The organism is Enterobacter sp. ku-bf2 (genome assembly GCF_001742765.1).
GTDB lineage: Bacteria > Pseudomonadota > Gammaproteobacteria > Enterobacterales > Enterobacteriaceae > Enterobacter > Enterobacter quasiroggenkampii.
On record NZ_MDVW01000001.1, the window covers coordinates 211,591 to 225,312 of the forward strand.

A 13,722-nucleotide genomic window follows, 5' to 3' on the forward strand; every position below is an offset into this window, starting at 1 on the left:
TCAACTGTTTTTGAGCACAACACATCAACCGTTTAGGGGTCGACCATGTATCAACATCATAACTGGCAAGGTGCATTACTGGATTATCCCGTCAGCAAAGTGGTTTGCGTGGGCAGCAACTATGCAAAACATATTCAGGAGATGGGCAGTGCGACGCCAGAGGAGCCGGTTCTGTTTATTAAGCCTGAAACGGCGCTTTGCGATATCCGCCAGCCGCTGGCCCTGCCGCAGGGGCTCGGCTCGGTGCATCACGAGGTTGAACTCGCCGTGCTGATCGGCGCGACGCTGCGTCAGGCTTCCGAAGAGCATGTTCAGAAAGCGATTGCCGGATACGGCGTGGCGCTGGATCTGACGCTACGCGACGTGCAGGGCAAAATGAAGAAAGCCGGACAGCCGTGGGAAAAAGCCAAAGGGTTTGATAATTCCTGCCCGATTTCGGCGTTTGTGCCGGTGAGCGAATTTACCGGCGATCCGCAGGATACCCCGCTCAGCCTGAAGGTTAACGGTGAAATCCGCCAGCAGGGCACCACGGCAGACATGATCCATAAGATTGTGCCGCTGATCGCCTACATGAGCCGCTTCTTTACCCTGAAGCCGGGTGATGTGATCCTGACCGGCACGCCGGAAGGCGTTGGTCCGCTCGTGAGCGGTGATGAACTGGAGGTCGGTTTTAACGGCCTGTCGCTGAAAACCCGCGTGCTGTAACTTCCTCTTGCCGCCTGAAAAGGGCGGCAAAACTTGCAACGACGTGCCAGACTCGTTATAAGGTGCGCTTTCTTTTGACGTGTGGACATCCTGATGAACGACATCCCTTTCTGGCAAAGCAAAACTCTCGACGACATGACGGACGCGGAATGGGAATCCTTATGCGACGGCTGCGGTCAGTGCTGCCTGCACAAGCTGATGGATGAAGACACGGATGAAATCTACTTCACCAACGTTGCCTGCAAGCAGCTCAACATTAAGACCTGCCAGTGCCGCAACTATGAGCGCCGCTTTGAGTTCGAGCCGGACTGCATCAAGTTAACCCGGGATAATCTGCCCACCTTCGAATGGCTGCCGCATACCTGCGCGTATCGCCTGCTGGCGGAAGGGAAAGACCTGCCGGCCTGGCATCCGCTGCTGACCGGTTCAAAAGCGGCGATGCACGGCGAGCGTATCTCCGTGCGTCACATTGCGGTGAAAGAGTCTGAGGTGCGTGACTGGGAAGACCACATCATGAACCACCCGACGCGCTGAGATTAAAAAACCCGCCGAGGCGGGTTTTTTATTATATCGGGTGGCGCTGTGCTTACCCGACCTACAAAACCGTAGGCCCGCGCAAGCGAAGCGCCGCCGGGCGAATTAGCGCCCAAATAGATCGCGTTTCTTCGGTTTGAACGGCTGAGCGATCAGCACCAGCAGCGCCACGACGAAGTAGGCGGCAAAAATGCCCACCAGCCACTGCGGCATCTCGAGGGTCAGGAATTCCCACTGGCGAACGGAGCAGTCACCGGATGCAACAAACACCTGAGGCAGCCATTTATCCAGCGGCAGCCAGCTCGGGAAGCGGGCGGCAAAATCGCAGGTCATAAACGGTGACGGATGCAGCTGCATCATGGTGTGCTGCCAGGAGAGTTCAATGCCTTTCCAGGCGCTGTACAGCCAGATCGCGATAGCGGCGTAGCGAAGCGGCGATTTCGGCGCAATCGCGCCCACCAGGCCCGCACCCATAATGCCGAACAGGGCGCAGCGTTCGTAAATACAGAGTACGCAAGGTTTCAGTCCCATTACGTGCTGGAACCATAGCGCCACCATTTCCAGCGCAAAGGCGGTCAGGGCCATTAACAACCACGCTCCGCGACCGCGGGAGCACTGGTTTAAAAATCTCAACATAATCATTTCCCTGGAACATGCTTAGAAATCGCAGTGTAAACGAATTCGTTTTTCGCGCCACCTGTACCTGGCGAAATAAAACGTAATTGGATGTTTATCGTGCGAAAAGGCAAACGGGCAGCGAACTGCCCGAGTTGCAGTATTTACTGCGCCGCAAGTATACCCGCTTGTATCAACCATTGCGTACAGGGAATGAGGGTAATTTTGACGCAAAGCAATCCCACGATCGTGAGCACCAGCGTGTAGGGCAGCGCCATCCACACCATCCGGCCATAAGAAAGACGTATGAGGGGGGCGAGGGCGGAGGTCAGCAGGAACAGGAAGGCGGCCTGGCCGTTTGGCGTCGCCACCGACGGCAGGTTGGTACCGGTGTTGATCGCCACGGCCAGCAGCTCAAACTGTCCGGCGCTGATAACGCCTTGCTCCATGGCCGCTTTGGCCTCGTTGATGTAGACCGTCCCGACAAAGACGTTATCTGAGATCGATGAGAGCAGGCCATTAAACAGGTAAAACAGCGACAGTTGAGCATCCGGCGACGCCTTTAAGACAAAGGCAATAATCGGCGCGAACAGATGCTGGTCGATAATCACCGCCACGACCGCAAAGAAGACCGCCAGCAGGGCGGTAAACGGCAGGGCTTCGGTAAAGGCTTTGCCGATGGCATGCTCATCCGTTACGCCGGTAAAGGTGGTGGCGAGAATAATGACCGACAGGCCAATCAGCCCCACTTCAGCCAGATGGAACGCCAGCGCGGCGATCAGCCAGACGCCGATGATCCCCTGAGCAATCAGGCGCAGCGTCTCCTGGCACGTCCGCTGGCGTCGACTCTGCAGATCAAATTTATGCAGCTCCTGGCGCACCGGCTCCGGAAGTTGTGCTCCGTACCCAAAGAGGCGAAACTTCTCCACCAGCAGACAGGTCGCCAGACCGCAGATCAGCACCGGCACGCTCACCGGCGCCATTCTCAGGAAGAAATCACCGAAGTGCCAGCCCGCCGCTTTGGCAATGATCAGGTTTTGCGGCTCGCCCACCATCGTCATCACGCCCCCCAGAGCGGTACCGACGCCGGCATGCATCATTAGGCTGCGCAGGAAGGCGCGAAACTGTTCCAGAACCTCACGGTTATGCGCATCGACGTGGCTGTCATCCTGCAAATCCTCGCCCGGACGAGAGGAGGCCACGCGGTGATAAATACCGTAAAACCCCACCGCTACGCTTATCACTACCGCGACCACCGTCAGCGCGTCCAGGAAGGCCGACAGGAAGGCAGCCGCAAGGCAAAATGCCAGCGAGAGGAACATTTTCGACGGAATGCTGAGCAGCAGGCGCGTGAAGATAAACAGCAGCAGTTGTTTCATAAAGTAGATGCCCGCCACCATAAACATCAGCAGCAGAAGCACTTCAAGATTGGATGCCAGCTCGGCCTTGACGTGCTCAGCGCGGGTCATGCCGATGACGACGGCCTCAAACGCCAGCAGTCCGCCCGGCAGAAGGGGATAACATTTCAGCGCCATCGCCAGGGTGAAGATAAATTCCGCCACCAACAGCCACCCGGCCATAAACGGGTTCACGCTAAAGAGGAGGGGATTTACGACCAGGAACACCAGAAGTAAAAGCTTGTACCAGTCAGGAGACTGGCCTAAAAAATTGCGCCACAGCGCGCGCCCAAATGAAATTTCCACGACAGACGTCCTTCCCCGTCAAGTAAGACAAAACATCAGTATACGCAAAAATCGCGGGCCTGAGGCGGATAACGCTGCAGTGTAAATTTCACAAAAATGAAACGGCGATCCCTCTTTTCTCTCTTTGCCGCGCTACCTGCCACTGCGTGCCTCTGGTATGATGAGTCCAATTTGCTAAAGCTGTGTAATGGAAATCTCACTATGGTCATTAAGGCGCAGAGCCCGGCGGGTTTCGCGGAAGAGTACATCATTGAAAGCATCTGGAATAATCGTTTCCCTGCGGGGTCCATTCTTCCGGCTGAACGCGAACTCTCTGAACTGATTGGCGTCACTCGCACCACGCTGCGTGAAGTGCTTCAGCGACTGGCGCGCGATGGCTGGTTGACGATCCAGCACGGCAAGCCAACAAAAGTGAACAACTTCTGGGAAACCTCCGGGCTGAACATTCTTGAAACGCTGGCGCGTCTCGATCATGAAAGCGTGCCGCAGCTCATTGATAATCTGCTCTCCGTTCGCACCAACATCGCGACGATCTTCATTCGTACGGCTTTCCGTCAGCATCCGGAAGATGCGCTTGCGGTACTGGCCAGTGCCAACGAAGTGGAAGATCACGCCGACGCGTTTGCCACCCTCGATTACAACGTCTTCCGTGGGCTGGCGTTTGCCTCCGGCAACCCGGTGTACGGTCTGATCCTCAACGGCATGAAAGGGCTCTACACCCGCATTGGCCGCCACTACTTTGCCAATCCAGAAGCCCGCAGCCTGGCGCTGGGCTTCTACCATAAGCTGAGCAAGCTGTGCTCTGAAGGCCTGCACGATCAGGTTTATGAGACGGTGCGCCGCTACGGTCACGATTCCGGTGAAATCTGGCACCGTATGCAGAAAACGCTGCCGGGCGATTTGGCGATTCAGAGCCGCTGAAATAAAAAACCTCTCGTATGAGAGGTTTTTTTTCGCCCGGTGGCGCTTCGCTTACCGGGCCTACAAAACCCGTAGGCCGGGTAAGGCGTAGCCGCCACCCGGCAAAAACTACAGCGTATTTAACCGCGCCGGGCAGCGTTCCAGCAGCTCAACGCTCCCGTCTTCATTCTGCTGCTCCAGCTGCACGTCAAAGCCCCACAGGCGATGCACATGCTTCAGCACCTCTTTACGCCCTTTATCCAGCGGCGCGCGATTGTGCGGGATATAGCGCAGCGTCAGGGAGCGGTCACCGCGTAAATCCACGTTCCAGACCTGAATATTCGGTTCAAGGTTACTCAGGTTGTACTGGGAAGAGAGGCGAGAGCGGATCTCACGGTAACCCTCCTCGTTGTGGATTGCGGAGATCTCCAGATAGTTGTTGCGGTCATCGTCCAGCACGGTGAAGAAGCGGAAGTCACGCATGATCTTCGGCGACATAAACTGGCTGATGAAGCTCTCATCCTTAAAGTCGCGCATCGCAAAGTGCAGCGTTTCCAGCCAGTCAGAGCCGGCGATATCCGGGAACCAGTACTTGTCTTCTTCCGTTGGCGACTGGCAGATACGCTTGATGTCCTGGAACATGGCAAAGCCAAGCGCATACGGGTTAATGCCGCTGTACCACGGGCTGTTGTAGGGCGGCTGGAACACCACGTTGGTATGGCTGTGGAGGAACTCCATCATGAACCGCTCGGTAACTTTCCCCTCGTCATACAGGTGGTTGAGGATGGTGTAGTGCCAGAATGTCGCCCAGCCTTCGTTCATCACCTGCGTCTGCTTTTGCGGATAGAAATACTGGCTGACCTTGCGCACGATACGCAGGATCTCACGCTGCCACGGCTCCAGCAGCGGGGCGTTCTTCTCCATAAAATAGAGCAGGTTTTCCTGCGGCTCGGACGGATAGCGACGCGCTTCGGCGATCGTTTTTTCCTCCTCACGCTTCGGCAGGGTACGCCATAGCATGTTCACCTGGCTCTGGAGATACTCTTCGCGGCTTTTCTGCCGCGCTTTCTCCTCCTGCAGGGAGATTTTCTGCGGACGTTTATAGCGGTCTACGCCGTAGTTCATCAGCGCGTGGCAGGAGTCCAGCAGTTTTTCCACTTCGTCCACGCCGTAGCGCTCTTCGCAGTCGGTAATGTATTTACGGGCGAAGATCAGGTAATCGACGATGGAGCTGGCATCCGTCCAGCTCCGGAACAGATAGTTATTCTTGAAAAAAGAGTTATGCCCGTAGCAGGCGTGCGCCATCACCAGCGCCTGCATGGTAATGGTGTTCTCTTCCATTAAATAGGCGATACACGGATTGGAGTTGATGACGATTTCATACGCCAGACCCTGCTGGCCGTGCTTATACAGCCGCTCCGTTTCAATAAATTTCTTACCAAACGACCAGTGCGGGTAGTTAATCGGCATCCCGACGCTGGAGTAGGCGTCCATCATCTGTTCGGACGTAATGACTTCAATCTGATGGGGGTAGGTATCCAGGCGATACAGTTTTGCGACCCGGTCGATCTCGGCGAGGTAAACATCCAGCAGCTCGAAGGTCCAGTCGGGTCCATCGCTCAGACGTGTGTTGTCCTTGTTCAGGGAATCAATAGTAGCCATTAGCGCGCCCTCGTTGTGGGTGCTCTCTCTGTCTGGAGAGCCTCCTTTCAAGCATAGATCAACGTGTTAAAAAGCGTGCTGAGGCAGAAATTTTTTCTTTGCGATTTCGCGTTTTTGATACGGCAAAAAAAGGGCGTCCCTCAGCATATTATGCTGGTTAAAAATAACGCGCAGCAGGAGATCCCAAATTAGCACTATCCCCTGATGCTGGGGGATGTGTGAGGTAAGTCACCATAAAAAAGTCGTATGTTGAATAATATTTTCAACTAGGTTATCAATCTGTAATTAGAAGATTGTTCTTTTGCACATAATGGAGTGGCTATGCGTGTTGTCATACTGGGAAGTGGTGTCGTTGGGGTAACCAGCGCCTGGTATTTAAGTCAGGCGGGACATGACGTCACCGTTATCGATCGTGAGTCAGGCCCTGCGCTGGAAACCAGCGCGGCGAACGCCGGGCAAATCTCTCCCGGCTATGCGGCACCGTGGGCAGCGCCGGGCGTTCCGCTGAAGGCGATTAAATGGATGTTCCAGCGCCACGCGCCGCTGGCCATCAGCCTTGACGGCACGCAGTTCCAGCTGAAGTGGATGTGGCAGATGCTGCGCAACTGCGACACCCGCCACTACATGGAGAATAAAGGGCGCATGGTGCGCCTGGCGGAATACAGCCGCGACTGCCTGAAAGCGCTGCGCGCGTCAACGGGGATTGAGTACGAAGGCCGTCAGGGCGGAACGCTGCAGCTGTTCCGCACGGCGCAGCAGTACGAAAATGCCACCCGCGATATCGCCGTGCTGGAAGATGCTGGCGTACCGTACCAGCTGCTGGAAGCCAGCCAGCTTGGTCAGGTTGAACCGGCGCTGGCGGAAGTGGCGCATAAGCTGACGGGCGGCCTGCGCCTGCCGAACGACGAAACCGGCGACTGCCAGCTCTTTACGCAGCGTCTGGCGCAAATGTGCGAGCAGGCGGGGGTGAAGTTCCGCTTTAACACCGCTGTCGACAAGCTGCTGTCGGAAGGGGAAAAAATTTACGGCGTGAAGTGTGGCGAAGAGGTGATCAAAGCGGATGCTTACGTCATGGCGTTTGGCTCGTACTCCACCGCCATGCTGAAGGGCATTCTCGATATTCCGGTCTACCCGCTAAAAGGCTACTCGCTGACCATTCCGGTAAAAGAGGAGAGCGGCGCACCGGTTTCTACCATTCTGGATGAAACCTACAAAATCGCCATTACCCGCTTCGATAACCGCATCCGCGTAGGCGGCATGGCGGAGATCGTCGGCTTCAATACCGAGCTGCTGAAACCGCGTCGTGAAACGCTGGAGATGGTGGTAGGGGATCTCTTCCCGCGCGGTGGCTTTGTCGAGCAGGCGACGTTCTGGACCGGCCTGCGTCCAATGACGCCGGACGGTACGCCGATTGTGGGGCGCACGCCGTTCAAAAACCTGTGGACCAATACCGGACATGGCACGCTTGGCTGGACGATGGCCTGTGGCTCCGGCCAGCTGCTGAGCGACCTGATTTCCGGACGCACGCCAGCCATTCCGTTTGACGATTTAAGCGCCGCGCGCTATCAATCGGGGTTTACGCCGTCGCGTCCACAGCACCTGCACGGCGCGCATAACTAAGGAGTTGTCATGTCCCGTCCTGTTCTGGCTCAGCTGAACCTGCAGGCCCTGAAGGATAACCTGCAGATTGTTCGCCGGGCGGCACCTGGCGCACGCGTGTGGTCGGTCGTGAAAGCGAATGCCTACGGCCACGGCATTGACCGTATCTGGAGCGCGCTGAGCGCCACCGATGGCTTTGCGTTACTTAATCTGGAAGAGGCTATTCTGCTGCGCGAGCGCGGCTGGAAAGGGCCCATACTGCTGCTCGAGGGCTTCTTCCACGCCGACGATCTGCCGCTGCTGGATAAGTACCGGCTGACCACCAGCGTTCACAGCAACTGGCAGATCAAAGCGATTCAGGATGCGAAGCTCCACGCGCCGCTGGATATCTATCTCAAGGTGAACAGCGGCATGAACCGCCTGGGCTTCCAGCCTGAGCGGGTGCATACGGTCTGGCAGCAGCTGCGCGCGCTGAAGAACGTAGGTGAAATGACGCTGATGGCGCATTTTGCCGACGCGGAAAAACCGGACGGCATTGCCGATGCCATGGTCCGCATTGAGCAGGCGGCAGAAGGGCTGGACTGTCCGCGCTCGCTGTCCAACTCGGCGGCCACACTCTGGCATCCCGAGGCGCACTACAACTGGGTGCGTCCGGGGATCGTTCTGTACGGCGCGTCGCCCTCGGGCCAGTGGCAGGATATCGCCAACAGCGGACTGAAGCCTGTAATGACCCTGCGCAGCGAAATCATTGGTGTGCAAACCCTGAAGGCTGGCGACACGGTGGGCTACGGTAGCCGCTATCGGGCAAAGGGCGAGCAGCGGATTGGTATCGTGGCGGGCGGCTATGCCGACGGCTACCCACGCATTGCGCCGACCGGCACGCCTGTGTGGGTCGATGGGGTCCGCACGGGAACGGTGGGTACCGTATCAATGGATATGCTGGCCGTTGACCTGACGCCATGCCCGCAGGCGGGTATCGGTTCGCCGGTCGAGCTGTGGGGTAACGAAATCAAAATTGATGACGTGGCAGCCGCAGCAGGGACGGTAGGGTATGAACTGATGTGCGCGCTGGCACCGAGAGTGCCGGTTGTGACGGTGTAACAAATGTTTGTGTCGGGTGGCGGCTTCGCCTTACCCGACCTACAAAATCCTCGAGTGTAGTCCGGGTAAGGCGAAGCCGCCACCCGGCAAAAAAAACGCTACTCCGCTTCCTCTTCCATCGGCCTCAAACCGACTTTCCTCACAGCGTTATCTTCTTTCTCTGCTACCGTCCAGATCATCCCGGCAAACTCGACCTGATCGCCCACGACCGGGGCAGCGCCAAGCCGCTGCTGGATGATTTCGCCCAGCGTTTGCTGGCTATCTCCGTCTTCAGCACCTTCATCCAGGCCGTAAATCAGCGCCACATCGGCAAACCTGGCGCTGGCTTCCAGAATGAAATCGCCGAAGAAACGCTGGTCCAGCGCCACCGGAGGCGACTGGCTGAACAGCTTGCCCAGCGCGGGCAGGTCGCGCTCGCGGCCAATCACGCAGAGAATGTCCCCTTCGCGCAGGCGGGTGCTGCCGGTAGGGTGCAGCAGAACATTGTCGCGGAACAGGGCGGCAATGCGCGTTTCGGCCGGCATGTGCAAATCGCGCAGCGAAGCCCCCACGCACCATTTGTCGGCGCTCAGCTGATAAACGAACTGTTCCCACGGGTTTTCCGGATGGATGTCGAGCCCCACGCGGGAAACCGGCCAGCCCACGGGAGGCACCACCACTTTGGCTTTTTTCGCCGCCCACCCGAGGGACGTTCCCTGGAACAGCAGCGAAATCAGCACCACGAAGAACGCCACGTTGAAGAACAGCCGGGCGTTATCCAGACCCGCCATCATCGGGAAGACGGCAAGGATAATCGGCACCGCGCCGCGCAGGCCCACCCAACTGATGAATATCCGCTCGCGCAGGTTGAAGCCGCGAAACGGCAGCAGGCCTGCAAATACCGACAGCGGACGGGCGAAGAAGATCATCCACGCGGACAGCAGCAGCGCCGGAACCGCGATGGGCAGCAGGTCTGAGGGGGTGACCAGAAGCCCCAGCACCAGGAACATGCCGATCTGCGCCAGCCAGGCCAGACCGTCGAAGTTCTGCAAAATGGCATGCCGGTTGCGAATAGGGCGGTTGCCCATCAGGAACCCGCAGAGGTAGACGGCGAGAATGCCGCTGCCGTCGAGCGCCGTGGTAACGGCAAAAATGAGGATGCCGCCGCTCAGCGCCAGCAACGGGTAAAGCCCCAACGGCAGCGATATGCGGTTGATTGTCTGCTGAAGCAGATAGCCGCCCGCCAGGCCGATAACAATCCCCAGGCCAAACTGCTGCAGGATATGCCACGCAAACGTCCAGCTCAGCCCGCTTTCGTGCTGCTGAATCATCTCGATAAGCGTTATGGTGAGAAACACCGCCATCGGGTCGTTACTGCCGGATTCAATCTCAAGCGTGGAGCCAACGCGTTCGTTGAGCCCTTTTCCACCAAGCAGGGAAAACACCGCTGCCGCATCGGTTGAGCCAACAATCGCGCCAATCAGCAAACCTTCCATGATATTGAGATGGAAGAGCCACGCGGCCATCATTCCGGTGAGGCCGGAGGTTATCAACACGCCAACCGTCGCGAGCGACAGCGCGGGCCCTAAGGCCACGCGGAAGGAGCTCGCCTGAGTGCGCATGCCGCCGTCCAGCAGGATCACCGCCAGCGCCAGGTTACTCACCATGTAGGCGAAAGGATAGTTATCGAATGGGATACCGCCAATGCCATCAATGCCGGCCAGCATGCCGATGGCGAGGAAAATAACAAGAATAGGTATGCCGAGACGCGATGAAAATGAACTTAATAAAATACTGCTGGTTACAAGGACCGAACCCAGAATGAAAAGGCTGATTATCGCTGCGGCATCCAATGTTCTCTTACTCCCACCTCAATGTTAACGCTGTTACTAAAACCCTAACATATTAACGACGGCAACAGCGTTTTATTAAGGGGGTATAACGGCTTTTTTATGCCTTTATGACAGGATGGCCGCTGATGGTCAGCCGGGAGCCGGAATCATTATGGATCAGGGAGGCGTGCGCCCCCAGCGCCAGGGTCACGGTGCGCTGCTCATGGCCGAAATCCAGACCGGCGATCACCGGAACATCCAGCCGCGAGCGAATGAACTCAATCATGGTTTCCAGGGAGTAACCCGCGTCATAGTCATTCGGGGCAGAGCCGCTGAAGCTGCCCAGCACGATCGCGGACTGGCGCTCAAGAATACCGGCATGATAGAGCTGCAAGAGCATGCGCTCGACGCGGAACGGATGTTCGTTGATATCTTCCAGCACCAGAATGCCGTCCTCGATGTGCGGCATCCACGGCGTGCCGATAAGCGAAACCAGCATCGCCAGGTTGCCGCCCCAGAGCTGGCCTTCACATTCCCAGTGCGGTCCAAAGCCCCGCCACTCCACGCTGTAGGAGGGATTACGCAGCGCGCGCCAGAAATGTTCCACGGTGAACGCTTCCAGCTCCGGCGCGCCGAAGTTACCGGCCAGCATCGGGCCGCTGAAGGTGATGACGTTATGCAGCGCCAGCAGCCCAAGCTGGATGACGGTGAAATCACTGTGGCCGCATATCAGCAGCGGATCCTGCTGCTGGCGCTGCGCCAGGCCCTGCCAGTCAATGCTCTCCAGCAGCCTGCTCGCGCCATATCCGCCGCGCACCGCCAGCACTATGCTATTTTCACCCTTCAGGCTGACCAGGCTGTTGATATCATTCAGCCGCTGCGCTTCGGTACCGGCAAAACGCTGCTGGCGGCGGGGGATAATCTTCTGATTTTCTACCCGGTGGCCCGACTCCAGCAAACGCTGAACGCCCCGCTGCGCCGCGTCCTGGTTAATGCAGTAGCCCGACGGCGCGATGAGATGAAACTGAGACATGGCAATTCCTTGCTGAATGAGAAACTAATTGTCTATATCATGCCGCTTATACGCCGCCTGCTTCAAGAGCGGCGCACCGCGATGACCGGCTATAAGGATAGATGACGTGAAATTGAGATGGTTTGCTTTTTTGATTGTGTTGCTCGCTGGCTGTAGTTCAAAACATGATTATCAAAACCCACCCTGGAACCCGGAAGTGCCGGTGAAGCGGGCGATGCAGTGGATGCCGATCAGTGAACAAGCCGGGAAAGCCTGGGGCGTTAGTCCGCGTCTCATCACGGCGATCATTGCCGTGGAGTCCGGCGGTAACCCCACGCTTGTCAGCAAATCCAACGCGGTGGGGCTGATGCAGCTTAAAGCGTCAACGGCGGGGAAAGAAGTTTACCGCTATATGGGCTGGAGCGGTCAGCCGTCGACCAGCGAGCTGAAGAATCCGGAACGCAACATTTCAATGGGCACGGCCTATCTGAGCATCATGGAGCACGGCGTGCTGAAGGGCATTAAGGATCCGGAGGTGATGCAGTACGCGCTGGTTGTCTCTTACGTTAACGGTGCCGGCGCGTTGCTGAGAACCTTCTCCTCTGACCGCAAAGAGGCGATAGAAGAGATTAACGGCATGGACAAAGACGAATTCTTTGAGCATGTGGCGAAAAATCACCCGGCACCACAGGCGCCTCGTTATATCTGGAAAGTACAGAAAGCGATGGATGCCATGTAATGCCGCAGACGGGCGGCGGTCACGCTGCCCGATGTTCCTTACAGAACTTTATTTGCGCGTTCCCGCGCCTCGCGCTCCAGGGAGTAGATAATGCGCTGCAGCTCGCGCTCTGCGCCGGGCCCGACATTCAGGAAACGGAAGCTCAGACGCGGCGTGGTGATGGTTTCATTTTTGCTGTCCACGACGGTGCGGTCGCTGATGGCAATCAGCTGTGCATCGAAATAAAAGCGCCCCCAGCCCCCCATATCCAGCTCAATTTGCGTGAACCGCATGCCTTCTACCAGTCCGTCGGGTTTCGGCGTATCCATCAGCGCACCCATACCGCCCAGCGACAGATCGAAGAGGCGGAAGCGGATCTCTTTTTTGTCCGGCATTTTGGCCTTGCAGAAGTAAGCGGGATGAAGCGGGGCGTTGATGCGGAAATATTCGCGACGCTGGACAAACCAGAGATTGCCAGGAAGGGGGGTCACAAAGGCCGGAAGCCCCTGATATTCGCTCAGTTCCAGTCGCGACAGGACAAACTCCACTTTGGCGCCCTGCGTTTCGGCCATCACGGCGATATTCTCCGCCTTCAGCGCCGCGCGGTTTTCATACTCCTGGCTGCCCAAATCAATCACCAGCCGCTCCTGCGAGGCGTCAAGGATCTTGCTGATGAACTGATTATTCGACCAGCTGATGCGCAGCGGCACTTCACCTTTTTGCAGGTCGCGTAATACCCCTAATACAGCCAGCGGATTTTGCTTGAGGAACTGCTCACTGTAATGACTCACGCCGGATGGCTCCTTGATAGATGACAGACTGTCTTAGCGTTATCGGCAATCTGCGATGAAACTTAATACAAACCGGTGAGTTTTTTTTGCCTGTTTAGACAAAGATAAGTCGGTGAGAAGAAAATGATTTTCCGGCGATGACCTATACTTATGTTAGCTGTGCAGAAGGTTTTCTGCGCATGCGTTAAACCTGCAAGAGGGCATCGCTATGGGTATCATCGCCTGGATTATCTTTGGTCTTATTGCTGGCGCTATCGCGAAATTGATCATGCCGGGAAACGATGGCGGCGGCTTTATTTTGACCTGTGTACTCGGGGTCGTTGGTGCGGTTGTGGGCGGCTGGCTGGCGACGATGTTTGGCTTCGGAGGCAACATAAGTGGTTTTGACCTGCACAGTTTTCTGGTCGCTGTCGTGGGCGCCATTGTGGTGCTGGGCATATTCAGGTTACTGCGACGAGCATAACATGACGTAAACGGCTCTCTGCGGAGGGCCGTTTTTTTGCCTGTGTATTGATTTGTTAATCTAAATGATAATAATTGTCGTTCCGTATCGCATCTAACAACAAGACGA

At 56.9% G+C, this 13,722-nt stretch carries 13 protein-coding genes; 7 read left to right on the forward strand and 6 right to left on the reverse strand.

The window, feature by feature from the left end; all coding sequences use genetic code 11:
• The first annotated feature begins 45 nt into the window (after nucleotides 1–45).
• Complete coding sequence (locus tag BFG58_RS01030; protein ID WP_024909871.1) at nucleotides 46–705, forward strand: fumarylacetoacetate hydrolase family protein; 660 nt, start codon at nucleotides 46–48, stop codon at nucleotides 703–705.
• A 93-nt stretch (nucleotides 706–798) separates the two neighbouring features.
• On the forward strand, nucleotides 799–1,239 hold the full coding sequence (locus BFG58_RS01035) for a YcgN family cysteine cluster protein (RefSeq protein ID WP_045908282.1): 441 nt from the start codon (nucleotides 799–801) through the stop codon (nucleotides 1,237–1,239).
• A gap of 105 nt (nucleotides 1,240–1,344) precedes the next feature.
• Here the strand turns inward: BFG58_RS01035 and dsbB are convergent, their stop codons facing one another.
• On the reverse strand, nucleotides 1,345–1,875 hold the full coding sequence (dsbB, locus tag BFG58_RS01040; protein ID WP_045908244.1) for a disulfide bond formation protein DsbB: 531 nt from the start codon (nucleotides 1,873–1,875) through the stop codon (nucleotides 1,345–1,347).
• Between the two features lie 143 nt (nucleotides 1,876–2,018).
• A complete protein-coding gene (gene nhaB / locus BFG58_RS01045; protein WP_069719006.1) occupies nucleotides 2,019–3,557 on the reverse strand; it encodes a sodium/proton antiporter NhaB in 1,539 nt (512 codons plus the stop codon).
• Between the two features lie 201 nt (nucleotides 3,558–3,758).
• Between nhaB and fadR the strand changes: the two genes are divergently transcribed.
• Nucleotides 3,759–4,478, forward strand: coding sequence for a fatty acid metabolism transcriptional regulator FadR (gene fadR, locus BFG58_RS01050; RefSeq protein ID WP_008500512.1), 720 nt, complete (start codon nucleotides 3,759–3,761; stop codon nucleotides 4,476–4,478).
• 108 nt (nucleotides 4,479–4,586) lie between these two features.
• Here fadR and BFG58_RS01055 read toward each other — a convergent pair whose 3' ends face one another.
• On the reverse strand, nucleotides 4,587–6,119 hold the full coding sequence (locus tag BFG58_RS01055) for a SpoVR family protein (protein ID WP_023293929.1): 1,533 nt from the start codon (nucleotides 6,117–6,119) through the stop codon (nucleotides 4,587–4,589).
• A 321-nt stretch (nucleotides 6,120–6,440) separates the two neighbouring features.
• Here BFG58_RS01055 and BFG58_RS01065 point away from each other — a divergent pair, with 321 nt between their 5' ends.
• Together BFG58_RS01065 and dadX are read left to right on the forward strand one after the other, a co-directional pair.
• The gene (locus BFG58_RS01065; RefSeq protein ID WP_045908248.1) at nucleotides 6,441–7,739 is read left to right on the forward strand and encodes a D-amino acid dehydrogenase; all 1,299 of its coding nucleotides are present in this window, start codon (nucleotides 6,441–6,443) and stop codon (nucleotides 7,737–7,739) included.
• 9 nt (nucleotides 7,740–7,748) lie between these two features.
• Nucleotides 7,749–8,819, forward strand: coding sequence for a catabolic alanine racemase DadX (gene dadX, locus BFG58_RS01070; RefSeq protein ID WP_008500515.1), 1,071 nt, complete (start codon nucleotides 7,749–7,751; stop codon nucleotides 8,817–8,819).
• A gap of 98 nt (nucleotides 8,820–8,917) precedes the next feature.
• Here the strand turns inward: dadX and BFG58_RS01075 are convergent, their stop codons facing one another.
• Together BFG58_RS01075 and ldcA are read right to left on the reverse strand one after the other, a co-directional pair.
• Entirely contained in the window at nucleotides 8,918–10,651 is a 1,734-nt protein-coding gene (locus BFG58_RS01075) for a potassium/proton antiporter (protein ID WP_045908249.1), read from the reverse strand.
• Nucleotides 10,652–10,748: 97 nt separating this feature from the next.
• Nucleotides 10,749–11,663 carry a muramoyltetrapeptide carboxypeptidase gene (gene ldcA / locus BFG58_RS01080; protein ID WP_069719007.1) on the reverse strand — a complete coding sequence of 305 codons (915 nt, stop codon included), beginning with the start codon at nucleotides 11,661–11,663 and terminating at the stop codon, nucleotides 10,749–10,751.
• 106 nt (nucleotides 11,664–11,769) lie between these two features.
• Here ldcA and emtA point away from each other — a divergent pair, with 106 nt between their 5' ends.
• A complete protein-coding gene (gene emtA / locus BFG58_RS01085; protein WP_024909815.1) occupies nucleotides 11,770–12,381 on the forward strand; it encodes a membrane-bound lytic murein transglycosylase EmtA in 612 nt (203 codons plus the stop codon).
• Nucleotides 12,382–12,419: 38 nt separating this feature from the next.
• Here emtA and BFG58_RS01090 read toward each other — a convergent pair whose 3' ends face one another.
• Nucleotides 12,420–13,151 carry a flagellar brake protein gene (locus BFG58_RS01090; RefSeq protein ID WP_048029456.1) on the reverse strand — a complete coding sequence of 244 codons (732 nt, stop codon included), beginning with the start codon at nucleotides 13,149–13,151 and terminating at the stop codon, nucleotides 12,420–12,422.
• Between the two features lie 208 nt (nucleotides 13,152–13,359).
• Here BFG58_RS01090 and BFG58_RS01095 point away from each other — a divergent pair, with 208 nt between their 5' ends.
• Nucleotides 13,360–13,614, forward strand: coding sequence for a GlsB/YeaQ/YmgE family stress response membrane protein (locus BFG58_RS01095; RefSeq protein WP_008502662.1), 255 nt, complete (start codon nucleotides 13,360–13,362; stop codon nucleotides 13,612–13,614).
• The last annotated feature ends 108 nt before the right edge of the window (nucleotides 13,615–13,722 follow it).

What these genes read in the sequence shown, in the direction of transcription:
- BFG58_RS01030 (WP_024909871.1), top strand. Translation starts at nt 46, where the DNA reads ATGTATCAACATCATAACTGGCAAGGTGCATTACTGGATTATCCCGTC.
- BFG58_RS01035 (WP_045908282.1), top strand. Translation starts at nt 799, where the DNA reads ATGAACGACATCCCTTTCTGGCAAAGCAAAACTCTCGACGACATGACG.
- dsbB (WP_045908244.1), bottom strand. Translation starts at nt 1,875, where the DNA reads ATGTTGAGATTTTTAAACCAGTGCTCCCGCGGTCGCGGAGCGTGGTTG.
- fadR (WP_008500512.1), top strand. Translation starts at nt 3,759, where the DNA reads ATGGTCATTAAGGCGCAGAGCCCGGCGGGTTTCGCGGAAGAGTACATC.
- BFG58_RS01055 (WP_023293929.1), bottom strand. Translation starts at nt 6,119, where the DNA reads ATGGCTACTATTGATTCCCTGAACAAGGACAACACACGTCTGAGCGAT.
- BFG58_RS01065 (WP_045908248.1), top strand. Translation starts at nt 6,441, where the DNA reads ATGCGTGTTGTCATACTGGGAAGTGGTGTCGTTGGGGTAACCAGCGCC.
- dadX (WP_008500515.1), top strand. Translation starts at nt 7,749, where the DNA reads ATGTCCCGTCCTGTTCTGGCTCAGCTGAACCTGCAGGCCCTGAAGGAT.
- ldcA (WP_069719007.1), bottom strand. Translation starts at nt 11,663, where the DNA reads ATGTCTCAGTTTCATCTCATCGCGCCGTCGGGCTACTGCATTAACCAG.
- BFG58_RS01095 (WP_008502662.1), top strand. Translation starts at nt 13,360, where the DNA reads ATGGGTATCATCGCCTGGATTATCTTTGGTCTTATTGCTGGCGCTATC.